Origin of the sequence: Chitinophaga tropicalis (assembly GCF_009758205.1) — a bacterium.
Classification (GTDB): Bacteria; Bacteroidota; Bacteroidia; order Chitinophagales; family Chitinophagaceae; genus Chitinophaga; species Chitinophaga tropicalis.
Window position 1 is genome coordinate 127320 of the sequence record NZ_WRXN01000015.1, and the last position, 14707, is coordinate 142026.

Annotated in this window: 11 protein-coding genes; 3 read left to right on the forward strand and 8 right to left on the reverse strand. The window is 44.8% G+C overall.

From position 1 onward, the window contains the following. Position 1 precedes the first annotated feature (1 nt). On the reverse strand, positions 2 to 2503 hold the full coding sequence (gene nirB, locus GO493_RS25975) for a nitrite reductase large subunit NirB (RefSeq protein WP_157309156.1): 2502 nt from the start codon (positions 2501 to 2503) through the stop codon (positions 2 to 4). Positions 2504 to 2722: 219 nt separating this feature from the next. Here nirB and cobA point away from each other — a divergent pair, with 219 nt between their 5' ends. After that, the gene (cobA, locus tag GO493_RS25980) at positions 2723 to 3481 is read left to right on the forward strand and encodes a uroporphyrinogen-III C-methyltransferase (RefSeq protein WP_157309157.1); all 759 of its coding nucleotides are present in this window, start codon (positions 2723 to 2725) and stop codon (positions 3479 to 3481) included. Then, positions 3468 to 4160, forward strand: a complete 693-nt coding sequence (locus GO493_RS25985) for a Crp/Fnr family transcriptional regulator (protein WP_157309158.1) — start codon at positions 3468 to 3470, stop codon at positions 4158 to 4160. Before cobA ends, GO493_RS25985 begins: the two co-directional genes overlap by 14 nt. 56 nt (positions 4161 to 4216) lie before the next feature. Here the strand turns inward: GO493_RS25985 and GO493_RS25990 are convergent, their stop codons facing one another. The 4 genes from GO493_RS25990 to GO493_RS26005 all read right to left on the reverse strand — a co-directional run bounded on the left by GO493_RS25990 (position 4217) and on the right by GO493_RS26005 (position 8417). Beyond that, complete coding sequence (locus GO493_RS25990) at positions 4217 to 4840, reverse strand: response regulator transcription factor (RefSeq protein ID WP_157309159.1); 624 nt, start codon at positions 4838 to 4840, stop codon at positions 4217 to 4219. Positions 4841 to 4846: 6 nt separating this feature from the next. Next, positions 4847 to 6835: an ATP-binding protein gene (locus GO493_RS25995; RefSeq protein ID WP_157309160.1), complete on the reverse strand. Its 1989-nt coding sequence runs from the start codon at positions 6833 to 6835 to the stop codon at positions 4847 to 4849. A gap of 280 nt (positions 6836 to 7115) precedes the next feature. After that, positions 7116 to 7529, reverse strand: coding sequence for a DUF983 domain-containing protein (locus GO493_RS26000; RefSeq protein ID WP_157309161.1), 414 nt, complete (start codon positions 7527 to 7529; stop codon positions 7116 to 7118). Positions 7530 to 7532: 3 nt separating this feature from the next. Continuing rightward, positions 7533 to 8417, reverse strand: coding sequence for an AraC family transcriptional regulator (locus GO493_RS26005; RefSeq protein ID WP_157309162.1), 885 nt, complete (start codon positions 8415 to 8417; stop codon positions 7533 to 7535). Positions 8418 to 8599: 182 nt separating this feature from the next. Between GO493_RS26005 and GO493_RS26010 the strand changes: the two genes are divergently transcribed. Beyond that, complete coding sequence (locus tag GO493_RS26010; RefSeq protein WP_157309163.1) at positions 8600 to 11827, forward strand: AsmA family protein; 3228 nt, start codon at positions 8600 to 8602, stop codon at positions 11825 to 11827. 41 nt (positions 11828 to 11868) lie between these two features. Here the strand turns inward: GO493_RS26010 and GO493_RS26015 are convergent, their stop codons facing one another. From GO493_RS26015 to GO493_RS26025, 3 genes are all read right to left on the reverse strand, one after another. Then, positions 11869 to 12357: a DinB family protein gene (locus GO493_RS26015; protein WP_157309164.1), complete on the reverse strand. Its 489-nt coding sequence runs from the start codon at positions 12355 to 12357 to the stop codon at positions 11869 to 11871. A gap of 208 nt (positions 12358 to 12565) precedes the next feature. Then, complete coding sequence (locus GO493_RS26020) at positions 12566 to 13879, reverse strand: hypothetical protein (protein WP_157309165.1); 1314 nt, start codon at positions 13877 to 13879, stop codon at positions 12566 to 12568. A gap of 275 nt (positions 13880 to 14154) precedes the next feature. Then, the gene (locus tag GO493_RS26025) at positions 14155 to 14508 is read right to left on the reverse strand and encodes a PadR family transcriptional regulator (RefSeq protein ID WP_157309166.1); all 354 of its coding nucleotides are present in this window, start codon (positions 14506 to 14508) and stop codon (positions 14155 to 14157) included. Positions 14509 to 14707 lie beyond the last annotated feature (199 nt).

Sequence of the window (14707 nt, forward strand, 5' to 3'; positions counted from 1 at the left end):
ATTATTTCCAGTCGGTTGCTTTCTTCTGTTCGCGCATTGTTTCAAACTGTATGGAAGGATCTTTGTGACCTGGTGCGTTTACGAAGTGATTGAAACGTTTACGCAGTTCAGGGCTTTCCACTACTTCTTTCCATTCGCATTTATATTTATCGACAAGTGCCTGCATTTCTTTTTCCAGATCTTCTACTATACCCAGGCTGTCATTTACTACCACATTACGTAGGTAGGTAATGCCGCCGTCCAGTTTGTTGAGCCAGGTGGCTGTACGGGTCAGCGGGTCAGCAGTTTTGATATAGAACATGAGGAAGCGGTCAATGTAGCGGATACAGGTTTCGCTGTCCAGGTCTGACGCCAGCAGTATGGCATGCTGTGGTTTGGAGCCGCCGTTGCCGCATACATAAAGATTCCAGCCTTTTTCTGTAGCGATGATGCCGAAGTCTTTAGACTGTGCTTCTGCACATTCACGGATACAACCGGATACGGCAGATTTGAGTTTGTGCGGAGCGCGGAGACCACGATACCTTTCTTCTATCTGTATAGCAAAGCTGACACTGTCATGCAGGCCAAAGCGGCACCAGGTAGAGCCTACGCAGCTTTTCACGGTGCGGAGGGCTTTACCGTATGCGTGACCGCTTTCAAAGCCTGCAGCGATCAGTTCCTCCCAGATATCCGGGAGATCGCTCAGGTGTGCACCGAACAGGTCTATACGCTGACCGCCGGTTATTTTGGTGTAGAGATTATATTTCATTGCTACCTGTGCAATGACAAGCAGTCTGGCCGGAGTGATCTCTCCGCCGGGGATACGGGGAACTACAGAGTAGGTACCGCCTTTCTGGATATTGGCCAGAAAGCGGTCATTGGAATCCTGTACAGTGTCGTTCCCTTTATCGAGGATAAGATCGTTCCAGAGGCTGGCCAGGATAGAAGCTACTACAGGTTTGCATACCTCGCAGCCGTCGCCGTGGCCGTAATGGTCCAGTGCTTCATCAAAAGAATAGATCTGTTTGAGATGGATCAGGTCCAGCAGTTCCTGCCTGGAGTAAGCGAAGTGCTCACAGATCACATTGCGGATATATTTACCCTGCGCCTTCATGGTGCCGGTGATCAGGTCTTTCACCATAGGTACACAGCCACCGCAGCAGGTGCCGGCTTTGGTGCATTTCTTTACTGCGTCCAGGGTCTCATTACCTGCTTCTACGGCAGCGCAGATAGCGCCCTTGCTTATACTTTCGCAGCTACAGATAACAGCTTCGTCGGGCAGGCCCAGTACTCCGGGACCAGCATCAGCGCTGCTACCGCCACGGGCGCCGAGAAGCACGTCTTCCGGGTTGGGAGGAAGTACCACTTTGTTCCTGGCTGTTTGCAGGAGCATATTATAGGCGTCTGCATCACCGATCAGGATACCGCCCAGCAGATGCTTACCATCCGGTGTGATGCTGATACGTTTGTAGACACCTTTCATGGTATCTTCAAATACTACGCTGCGGCTGTGCTCTGCAGATACGAACGGATCGCCGAAGCTGGCCACATCAACACCTATCAGCTTCAGTTTGGTGCTCATATCAAAGCCGGTAAAGGATTTTTGAGTGCCGGTTATATGGGATGCCACTACTTCCGCCATTTCATAGCCAGGAGCTACCAGGCCGTATATCATTCCATTATATAAGGCGCATTCGCCGATAGCATATATAAAGGGATCAGTGGTTTGCAGTTGTTCGTTGACAACGATGCCGCCCCGGTGACCAGTTTCCAGTCCGCAGAGCTTAGCCAGCTCATCCCTTGGTTTGATACCGGCGGAAATAACCAGCATATCTGCATCCAGGTGGCTGTCGTCTGCAAATTGTAACCCGGTGATGGTATCTTCCCCGAGAATGGCAGATGTATTTTTATTTGTATGTATCTGAAGACCCAGCTGGCTAAGTTTATTCTCCAGTACGCGGGAGCCGCTGTCATCTATTTGCCGGGGCATGAGCCTGGGGGCAAATTCTATTACATGGGTGTTTGCAATACCCAGGTCCAGGAGTGCTTTGGCTGCTTCCAGGCCCAGGAGGCCACCGCCTATCACCACGCCTTTTTTAGCGCGGGGGGCGTAATCACGCATCAGTTCCAGGTCTTCTATGGTACGGTATATAAAGACGCCTTTTTTGTCTACGCCGGGGATGGGTGGTACAAATGCGGCAGAGCCCGTAGCCATTACGAGATAATCGTAGGATTCGGTAATACCTTTATATGAATGTACTGTTTTGGCTGTCCGGTCTATCTGTTGAACCGGATCGCCCAGGTGGAGGCGGATGTTATTTTCCACATACCAGCTTGCAGGGGCCATCAGCAGATCTTCTGCGGTTTTGCCAGCAAAAAACTCACTCAGGTGAACGCGGTCATATGCGGGCCGTGGCTCCTCTCCAAAAACAACAATTTCAGCTTTGTTTGTGGTTAGCCGGGAGATGATCTTCTCACAAAACTTGTAGCTAACCATGCCATTACCTATTATAACAATTTTCATCTGGCAGAATTTGAGTTGATACTTGGTTGAAAAACAGTCTGACGTATTAAAATATAATCTATATGATATATACTTCCTTTAATATTTACTTTTTAAGGCAATATGAGCATTTATTTCCCATATTTTTATGATCTACATCATGAAATTATAAAATAGTGTGCTAATTTTATAATGTTTATACTGATTTATATCATATAATTTTATTTATAATACTTATTTATGGCTTTTTTATCTTTGGTGGGAGCAGGCCCTGGTGATCCTGAACTGATCACTTTAAAAGCGATTAATGTTATCCGTGAGGCTGACGTTATATTATATGATGCCCTGGTGAATGAGTCATTGCTGGCCTATGCCAAACCGGGGGCTGTGATCCGGTTTGTGGGTAAACGTTATGGTTGTCATTCCCTGTCACAGCAGGAGATCAATCTGCTAATAGCAGAGTATGCTATTTCGCATGGTCATGTGGTGCGATTAAAAGGAGGGGACCCATTTGTATTTGGCCGGGCTACAGAGGAGATTATGGCTGCCAGGGAGGCAGGCATCCCTGTACAGGTAATACCCGGTATCTCCAGCTCGCTTGCAGCGCCTGCCGGACAGATGATACCACTGACATCCAGGGGGACCACGGAGAGCTTCTGGGTAACCACGGGTACTACCCTTACGGGGGAAGTATCAGCGGATATTGACCTGGCGGCCCGCTCTACTGCCACAATAGTAATATTGATGGCCATGAGCCGCCTGGAAGCAATTATGGATATATTTGCGGGGCATGGCAAAAGTGAAACGCCTGTAGCTATTATCCAGGATGCTACGACGGAAAAGGAGAAAGTAGTAACAGGCACGGTAAGGGATATAGTATTTAAAGCGCAATATGCCGGTATGTCTAACCCGGCGGTAATTGTAGTGGGAGAAGTAGTGAGATTGAGGGAGATGACAGGTACGGTGCGGCAATTAATTAACCGGAATGAAGAAAGGTAAGTTAGGATGCGATCTGCATACCTGTATGCTGTGCAATTTATGTTTGCCGGCATGGAAACCTGCGATAGCAGCAAACAAACAGAATTTCTCTTTAAAGAAAGGACAACTCCTTTTCCAGGAAGGAGACCCGGTACAGGGTATTTATTTTATCAATTCGGGTAAAGTAAAGGTACATAAGCACTGGGGCGATGAAAAAGAGCTGATCGTGCGCTTTGCCAGAGAGGGGGATATAGTAGGGCACAGAGGGGTAGGCAGTGAAATGGTATACCCGGTATCTGCCACAGCGCTGGAAGCTGTAGAACTATGTTATATAGACCTGGATTTTTTCCGGGCCACCTTAAAAGTGAACAACGACTTTCTGCATGCCTTAATGATGTTCTATGCCAGCGAGCTGCAGGAATCTGAGAAGAATATGCGCAACCTGGTGCATATGCCGGTGAAGGGACGTATAGCTAATGCTTTACTGACATTGCAGAAAAAATTCGGGATACATGAAGATGGTTCTATCAACATGACTTTAAGCAGGCAGGACCTGGCTTCCTATACTGGTACTACTTATGAGACTGCTTTCAGGGTAATGAGTGAATTGACACAGGATAAGATCATCACTATTAACGGAAAGAATATTGCTGTTACAGATGTAGAAAAATTACAGCAGCTGGTACAGGAAGTAGGGTAGATAATTTTTATTGTTTACAGGAATCGCGTTCGCGGAGAACGCGACTCCTGCAGAACTTAAAGTAATTTATATTCAGTAGCCAGCTTCACTACCGTAGTAGTATTATTGACCCCAAACTTCTCCATAAGATTTTTCCGATGGCTTTCAACTGTATGCGTACTGATAAAAAGCTGATCTGCTATCTGCATAGTAGTTAATCCTTTCCCTATCAGCTGAAGGATCTCTTTTTCCCTCCTGGTAATACGGGGAATAGCTTTTAACAACTCTGCATCAGCATTTTTAAGTGCTTCCTTGGTGTTACTGCAAAGGTATTCCTCTCCATCCATGATGGCATAAATAGCCCGGATAATCTCTGTTCCCAACGCATTCTTCAGCACATAGCCGCTTGCACCGTTCTGCAACATACTATGAATAACAGGTTGTTCATCATGTATACTGAGCCCTATGATCCTGATATCTTCATATTTCTTTTTAATCTCCATACATAACGTCACTCCACTGATATCCGGCAGGTTCACATCCATGAGTATTACATCGGGTTGTTCTTTTTCCAACGCCTGGAGTACACTTTTTCCATTCCCATAATCTCCTTTCATTTCAATACCTGCATCGTTCAGCAGTATATTTTTCAATCCTTCCACCATAATAGGGTGGTCTTCAACAACTATTACCTTGATCATATCTTATTAAATATGGGTTGCACATTCAATTGTAATGGTAGTGCCAGTGCCGGGTTCAGACTGGATATCCATTTCTCCTTTAAGAAAATCTACTCTTGCCTGTATATTGGCAAGACCTGCACCTTTCAGCTTATTGCCGGTAGTGGTATCAAATCCTTTACCGTCGTCTTCTACAGTGAGGAAGAGGGTATCTCCGGTTTGCTGTAAAAGTACGAGTATCTGTGATGCCTCTGCATGTTTGATAGCATTGTTTACCAGCTCCTGCATAATACGGTAAAGTACTACCTGCCTGGTATGGTCCATTTTTGCATGGAAGTTGAATACCTGGCAAACAATATTGTTGGTGCCTGTTTTTTTCAATCCGCGGCAATATTCACGCATGGCATCGCCAAGGCCATACTTGGTAAGTATTTCCGGCATCATGCTGCGGGCAATACGGCGCAGTTCATCCATAGCGCCATCCAGCCGCTGCAGACTGTTCTCTATCAATGTTTGTTTACGGTGAGTATCCTGTGCAGGAGGGATGGTAGAAAGCTCCAGTTTAATACCGGACAGTAGTCCGCCAAGACCATCGTGCAGGTCCCTGGCAAGACGTGTACGCTCCTGTTCCTGTCCTTCCAGCATGGCGGAGAGCAGGGAGATCTGGTGTTCCTGCCTGATACGTTCCACTTCAAACTGGTGCAGTTTCTGCTGCTGCTCCAGGAGTTTACGCCCGTTACGGTAAAAGAGATAACTGAGTGTAGCCACTACCAGCAGGGATAGCATGATCACTACCATGAGAGAGATAAGCAGCCGGTTCTTCTGCAATGCAAATTCCTGGCGCTCATTTTCATGCTGCAACTGAAGGATGCGGTTCTCTTTGGCGGACGACTGGTACTGAGCTTCAAGCTCATGCAGCTTCTCGGTTACCTGTTGTTCCTGCAGGCTGTCTGCCAGTATGATATATTTCCTGAGATAATTATAGGCTTCATCAGGGTAATGCTGCTTGAATGATAGTTCTGCCATCAGGTCCAGTGCATGGAGCCTGAAGGGGAAATCTTTCAGCGTATTGGACAATCCTTTATACTCCTCCATCAGTTTCATTGCTTCATCGTACTTGCCTAAACGTTCGTACAGTCTGGCAAGTGAATAAAGGTTATTGCAGATAGCATGATTATAGTGGTACTGCCTGGCAATGGAAAGACCGCTGTTGAACATGATAGCGGCATGGAGATATAACTGGTGCTTAACGTCGAGTTGGCCGCGGTAATGGTAATAGTTAGCCCAGAGGTCTATGGAATCAGGTCTTGTCTGATCCAGTTTATTTTTGGCGTCAGACAGGTATTTCTCCATTTGCGGCAGGCTATCCATATAATACATACAGCTGGCCAGGCTCAGATGCCGGCTGGCAATAAGCTTGCTGTAGGCAGGCGCATCGTCATACACACTGATGCTCTTACGGTAATACTCCACCGCAGTTTTGTAACGGGATTTGTTGAAGAAGATATCGCCCAGGTTCTCATAGGTAGTTCCCAGTATTTCCGGGGCATTCATCTTTTCCAGCAGGGGGATGGCCTGTAGGTATTCTTCTACCTGCTGTTGGGTATTACCACGGTCTCCCAGCACGGTAGCCAGGCTTATCTTGGTCATTGCCAGTATTTTCCGGGCTTCGAGGCTGGTGTCTTTCAATACATATTCTTTTGCCAGCAGGAGATGTTTTTCTGCCTGTACCGGGTCATAAGAATTTTCATACCAGTTGCCTATGGAATAATAGGCCCGGGCAATACCTATCCTGTCATCTTTTTTTTCAGCCAGCTGTAATGCCTGCTGCAGGTAGGCAAGGGCCTGGCCGCTATAGGCAGGGGGGAGCTTTTTAGCCAGCAGAATAAGCAGCTCAGCACGTGTTGCATCGTCAGGAGCCTTTCTCAGAGCCATTTTCAGACTGTCTGTATATCGGGTCTGCGCTGTCAGTTGCAGGGTCAGGGATAGTAAAATCAGTAAACCTCTTAGCTTCATTCTTTGTCAATCAGTCCGGAAATATATAATTATTTATTTATATATTGATCATATAAGTAAAAGTACCTTTCCGGGTATGCTTGTAAAACCCCTGTTTTCCGGTATTTTTTCCGGGATACTGTAAATTAATTTTGCAATAGATTTTAATTAAGCGACACATAGTATCAAAGGAAATCATGCCGTTGTTGTCAAACTCCAGATTATATTTTTATTGAGAACCTATTATATCCTGATGAAGGGCAGCGGGTAGGGATAGACCCGCTGCCTGTATCAAAACTCCTTATTTCAATACTGTTTCCGGCTTATACCGTACGAAGAAGGTTAACCATATGGTCCTGGACAGGCGCATAATGGGCGGTTGCAGGAGCACCAGCAGCACACCGTTCACACCCAGCCACCAGAAGATGCGGTTATCGTAGAGAGAGAAGCCTATCAATACCCACCATGCAATGAATGTTGCTACGCTGAAAGCTACAGTAAGCGCGTAGCTGACATAGCCGGTGCCGTAGTAGAAACCTATTTCCCGTTCAAAATCCTCTCCGCATACAGGACAGTGATGGTTCATTTCTGTAAAATGCTTGAGATCATAAGCGCTGTCTGCCTTGAAGATCTTTCCTTTGCGGCATGCGGGGCACCTGTTCTGAAGTATGCTCCATAAAAAATTAGGTCTTTTCCCGAGTTTGTCTGCACACATAATTTATTGATTTATGAATTTTTTCCTGAATTCTTCCGGGGTAATGCCTTCTGCATTCCTGAAGAACCGGGTGAAGTAGGAGTTATCTTTGAAATTAAGATCGTATGCTATTTCCAGGATGCTCATACGGGCGTTGGTAAGCAGCCGTTTAGCTTCCAGTATCACTCTTTCCCTGATCACATCTCCCGCCGTTTTTCCCAGGATTTCCCGGCACATGGCATTGAGGTGGTTGGGAGTGATATAGAGCATCTCTGCATAATCTTTTGGAAGCCGCCTGGTGCGGAAATGCTGATTGATCAGCTGCTGAAAGTTCCTCATCAGGGTTGAAGGACTGCCAGGACGCTGTCCAGGTGTTTCAGGATGCATACTGCGCTCTATCGTAATGAAGAGCTGCAGCAGGCCCAGCCGTACCATGTCAATATTTACCGGTTGCAGATTATTCACTTCAGACAACAGGCTTCTGAAAATACGCTCTACCTCCGCCCTGACAGGGACCGGTAGTTGACACACCCCGTCTGCACTATTGCCGCTGAAAAAACTGAATTGCTCCAGGTAAGACGGATTGAGTAAGAACGCACGAAAAAAATCAGCCGCGAAATGAATAATATATCCATCGGTAGCGCTGGTAAAATCCCAGCTGTGTACCTGCCCTGGAATCATAAAATAGATCTGGTAGGGCTGCACATTGAATCGGACAAAGTCTATCGTATGAGACCCGGTCCCCCTGGTAAACATCACAAGGTGGTAGAAAGAATGCCGGTGGGGAAGATGGCGGGACTGGTAGTGTTTTTCCAGGTATTCATCGAATTTCTCCACCATTAAGTCCTGTGCATGCCCATTTTTGTCAATGGTACATATATCGTAAACTGGTATTGTTGCCCGTGCCATAAATAACGATTGACTGTACAAAATTACCGGAAAAAACATGCCTGCTATGGTGCAAATCATTGGTTGTATGGTACTTTTTACTGGTAGCTATTTAAGGTAGTATCTTATATAAAATATTTTTATTTTATGGGGGTGCAATCTATTTTTGCCGTTACTATATATTCAGATTAAGTCTCAACATCATGACAGGTAAGACAAGAAGGAGGATCTGGCGGATTTTACTCATTCCTATTATTTCCCTGATAGTATTGGCGATCGTTGCCATAGGTATACTTTACTCACAACAGGAACGGCTTATCAGCCTGGTTATTAAAGAACTGAACAAGCAATTACCGGGCGAACTGGAGGTTGGAGGCAGTACCATTTCCCCATTTGAGAATTTCCCATACATTTCGATCGGACTGGAGAATATCAGGTTTTATGCTACCAAGCAGAAAACGGGAAAGCCCATGACCGAGATAGAGCGCTTATTTGTTGGTTTCAGCCTGCCAGACATCCTGAAACAGAAATATAATGTTAAGGTCATCTTCATGAAGAACGGTCACCTTGACCTGGTGAGGGATGTTCATGGGAATATCAATATAGTAGAGGCAAGCACCATTAAATCTGACACCATAGTTACAGCAGAAGCATCTTCGGCTTCGCTTGACCTGGATATCAGGAAAATAGTGTTGAAAAATATGGAGATCTCTTTCCTTGATAAGGAAAGCGGACAGCATATAGGCGCAAAGATCGATAAGATCAAAACTTCCTTTAAATCTGACAATGAAGAGATCAGCGCGGAATTGCAAGGAAACATGATAGCAGATTACACAACTCCTAAAGATACTGTTCTGTTCCGTCGTAAACACCTGGGTGCAGATATTAAACTGTCATACAATAAGGCAGCAAAATTCCTGAAACTACCGGTAGGCAAGCTTAAACTGGAGGACGCCAGTTTCAATGTAAGCGGAACAATGGATATGCTGCATCATAACAATGTGGACTTTAAGATTGCAGGTGATAAACCTGACCTGAAGCAGATATTTGCCTTTGTACCTGAAGATGTGGCCAAACAATTGGGACAGTTTAAGTACGATGGACGTGTTTATTTTGATGGTATTATTAAGGGCCCGCTTGAAGGGAGCAACCTGCCGCATATAGAAATGAACTTCGGCTGTGAAAAGGCCTGGCTGCTTAACCCGGATGTTAACAAAAAGATTGACTCGCTCGGGTTCAAAGGATATTATACAAATGGAGCAGAAAACTCTCTGAAAACATCTGAGCTGCACCTGCTCAACATGAGTGCCCGGCCGGACAAAGGAATGTTCAGGGGCAACTTCGTGATGCGCGATTTCACTGATCCGAAAATGGTCATGCAGGTGAGCTCTGAGCTGGAACTGGAATTTATCGGTGCTTTCCTGGGCATAAAAGACCTGCAGCGTATAACAGGGCATATCAGCCTGCAAATGGATTTCAAGGAACTGGTAGACCTGCACCTGCCGGAAGAATCTATGGCCAAACTGAAAGAAGGGGTGCAGAGTGAGCTGACAGTGAGCAATCTGACCTTCCGTGTGCCAGGTTATCCGCACATTGTACGTAACCTGGACCTGCATGCAGACATGAAGAACGGTTTTGTGAAGCTGGATTCCCTGGCATTCAATTTCGGCAACTCAGATTTTTACATGAATGGCTCATTAAACGACCTGCCTGCCATCTTCCACCATCAGCAGAAACCGGTACTGGTTACTTTCAATGCGCATAGTAAGAGGATGGTCATGAAAGAGCTGTTTGCATTTGATACTGCCAAAAGCCGGAGAATACAGGAGGAGATCTACGGTTTTAACGTAGGACTGTCACTGGAAACATCTGTTAATGAGATATTGAAACCGAAGCCTTTACCTAAAGGCAAATTTAAAATGGAGAAGCTGTATGCCAGCTTTAAGAAATATCCACATGCCTTCCATGACTTCGGAGCAGAGCTTACCATTAATGATACCGCTTTGTTGCTGAGGAATTTTGGCGGCCTGATAGATAGCAGCGACCTTAAATTCAGCGGCCGCGTTATTAACTACCAGCTATGGTTTGACAAGGTAATGAGGGGAAAGACACAGATAGCGTTTGACCTGAAGTCGCAGCGCCTGGCTATGAGAGACCTGTTAGGCAAATACAGCAAACAATATGTTCCGAAAGATTACCATAATGAAGTAGCAAAAGGAATATGGCTGAGAGCAAAAGCAGATCTGAAATATGATTCCGTTTTCAGATTTGCCAAGATCAAACTGGCTAATGTATCAGGGGAATTGACAGAACATAAGTTTAAAGTGGATAGTGTTAAAGGCACTATTCGTTATGCTACCAATAAGCTTATCAAGGTAGACACGCTGACAGGAAGAATTGGACGTACGGACTTTGATCTGAGTATGAGACTGTACACCGGCGATGATACCCTGAGACGCAAGCAGGAGAACTTCTTACAGTTTACTTCCCGTTTCCTGGACCTGGATGAGCTGACCAACTATAAACTTACGGCAGAAGATGAAGCGCCTAAACCGGTTGTTACCAATGCTGCCGTGAAAACCACCATAAAGGACTCAACACATTCCAGCGCCTTTAACATCTTCAGGATCAAATTCATTGATTTCAGGACTACTGTCAACATCGGTAAAATGAAGTACCACCGTCTATGGCTGAAGAATATTACGGCTAATGCCAGGATGCAGGCTGATCAGCATCTGTACCTGGATACCCTGGGTATGGGAGTCGCGGAAGGAAAAATAGGAATGAGAGGACATTTTAATGGTACTGATCCTAAAAAGATCTATTTCCGCAGCAGGATACGCGTAGAAGATGTGAATATTGAAAAGATGATGTTGAAGCTGGACTATTTCGGACAGGACTATGTGATCAATAAGAATATAAAAGGCAGGTTGTTCGGTGTGATCAGGAGCCGTGTGAAGATACATCCGGATCTGACGCCAATCATTGATGACTCTGAAGCCCAGCTGGAAGTGGATATCCGTAACGGCAGCCTGGTGAACTTTGCTCCTATGCAGGCTATGGCCAGTTACTTCAAAGATAAGAACCTGAACATGGTACGCTTTGATACTTTACGGAACAAGCTGACATTCAGGAATGGGGTGTTGGACATTCCTGCTATGAATATCAACTCTTCTCTCGGTTTTATGGAGATTTCAGGTAAGCAGTATCTCGATATGAAAATGGAATACTATATGCGCATACCGTTAAAGATGGTAACACAGGTAGGATTTCAGTCTCTCTTTGGCAGAAAGCGTGAAGAGGTGGACCCTGACCAGGTAGATGCTATAGAATACCGTGATAAGGATAAGAAAGTGCGGTTCATGAACATCAAGGTAACAGGAACGCCGGACAACTATAAGATAGGTCTTGGAAAAGCAAAAAAAGCATAATAAACAGACGGCCCGCCTCAGGCGGGCCGTTCTCCTTTTACCTAGTTCCTGTCCCAGAATGGCGGTGGTTCAATACCAAGTGTGCGGAGATATACATATCCCTGACCCCTGTGATGGATCTCATTATCAATAAAGTAGAATAATGTCCAGTAAATGGGGCCTTCCCATTGTCCGAAGGCAACGTCAATTTCCTGGAAACGGCCGGGTTCTATTTGTGGCCAGAGTGTATTGATCTCTTCTGTAGTTTCATCCCAGAGTTTCAGCAGACCTTCTTTGGTGGTTGGGGCTCCTTTTTTATCATCAAAGTGTTCCCATTTTCTTGACACAATACCGTTTAAGCCTGGGCCGGCCATCCTGATCATTTCCATTGCCAGGTGGGCAAAGGGGCGCATACCGCCCACTGAATAACTGAAGAGTTTATCTTCCGGAAATGCTTCTATCAGGCGGCGGGTTAAGCGGCGATGGCCTTGCCAGTGGTCCAGAAGCGCTTCAGGGGTAATAACCGGAGCGTGTACTAATGTGTCTGTCATTGCTATGAGGTTTTATGTGTGAATTTCTGGATACAAAGTAAGAGGGGGCAAGTGACAACCCTATGTCAGCAGGAAAAACAACGTGGAGAAAAAAAAGTTCTGAATTTTATCCGGGGTGTATTTATTGGGGAAGTTTAAATGAACCGGACCTATTTGACAGGCGTTTATGCAGCCAATAGATCCGGTTCATTTAGAATATTTTACATGCTCAGGAGCCACGAACTACACGACTACCACGGTTGGTATTACCACTGTTCCCGTTACCTGGTGTATAATCCTGGTTGCGGTCATTACCTGATCTTCCACCGGGATTATAGTTACCCGGTCTGGGATTATAATTACCTGGTCTGTCATTGTTGTTATACCCGTTATAACTATTTCTGCCACCATTATAATATCCGTTGTTATTTCTGTAGCGATCGTAGCCGTTATAATTGCGGCCGCCATAATAACCATTATTGAAACGGTTGGGAGGATAGTTTCCGCCACGATCGGCCCTGGCGCCGCGGTAGCTGGTCATGACCACGCGGTTGCGTTCCATCACCATCGGAGAATAACATCTGTAGGAGCGGTACATGACCGGGGCCGGAGGTATTCTGCGGGTGTATGTATACATATAACCCTGGTGGTAATGGTAGCAGGCCGGGCGGTAAGCCTGCCATGGCATAGGACGCCATGGGCGCCACCAGCCCGGAGGATTTACCCAGGTCCATGGGGATGTCCATATTACATAAGAAGGTGCATACACTCTGCGTACACAAGGCCAGAACCAGACATTGATAATGACGCCGGATGGGTGGAAGGCATTGCCGGAGAAGTCTTCTGATCCTGCAGATGGTCCGTGTGAGCGATTGTAGTAATAATCGTTGTTGTAGTAGTTACCATTATAATAGTTACTGTTGTTATTACCGTTATAATAGTTGCTGTTATAATTATTGTTGTAGTTATTATTATAATTGGTGTTGTTGTTACCGTTATAATAGTTGTTATTGCTGTTAAAATAATTACCGTTGTAGTTATTATTATAGTTGCTATTGTTGGAATTATTATCAGATTCTACCGGTTCTGCAATAACAGCTTCTCCATAAATATCTTCGCTGCCTACTATCTGGATAACGGCACTATTATCTCCATTCTTTTCCAGCTCAATAATGGCAACGTCCTGGCTTTCCTGGTTGGATACCAGGGCTTGCAGGATGAAGAGATGGACCTGTTGCTGTTTCTTATTGATAACACGGATGTAGTCAATATTACCATCATTGTTAAGGTCAAGGTTATTGACGTTGTTGTCTCTTGTATTTAAAAGTCTCTCAAATTCTTCAGGACTGTTTGCCTTTTTGAATAAGGTAAGTGCACCCTGGAGGCTGAAATTGTCTCCCGGAAGACCGGTAGAATCAGATTCCTGGCTGAGGCGGTTATCGGCTGGCCATTGGGAAGATGATCCATATTGAGATTGAGCATTGACTGTTAATGCAGATAGCAAAGTTAAGTACAGTGCAGGCAGGGATTGTAGGATATTCATGACAATTGGTTTTGTTATAGCATAACGTACTGAAAGTACAAATAGTTATTGAATTATATGTGTAAAAGAATAAGCAATAGGGATACTATTTGATAAACATAAAAGCTAAAAGGATGCCATTTTTTGGGAGATGAGAGGAACAAAAGGCATCTGCATGATTTTCAAAAGGATTTATTTTACAGGTAGGGTAAATTAAAGGTTATGGATAATAAAAAGGCAGTCATCCTGATAGGAACGACTGCCTTTTTTATTATAGAAAATTAGATAAGGTGTGGTTACAAAAAGCTGGCGTCGGGTGTAGCCGGTTTAAAGTGCATGATCTGGTTTAATGACTGGAAGAAGGAGTGAAGTTCATATATTTTAGATACTGATGTTTTTTTGCCATCATCTGTAATATTATAGTACTTACGTTGCCGTTTTCCTATCAACGTAGTGGTGGTAGTCAGTATGCCTATTGCTTCCAGTTTATGAAGGGCGGGATACAGAGCTCCTTCGCTGATGATTATTTTCCCATCTGTCAGTTCTTTTACCTGTCTGCTGATCTCATATCCATACATGCTGCCATTTTCATGCAGTAACTTCAGGATGATGATCTCAATTGTTCCTTTAAGTAGTTCTTTTGAGTACATGAGTGATAGACAAGTGGAAATGCGGAAAGTTTAATTACATAGGTAGGCAAGGTATGTTTATTATACCTGACAAATTCGTTTAATGTAATTTGATGTGATTGTAAATGAATTGAATATATTCTTATAAGGTAGAAAAATTGGTTTGGTGTGGCAATGGAATTGTTGCATATATGTAATATTTTAATGCCTGTGGGTAATG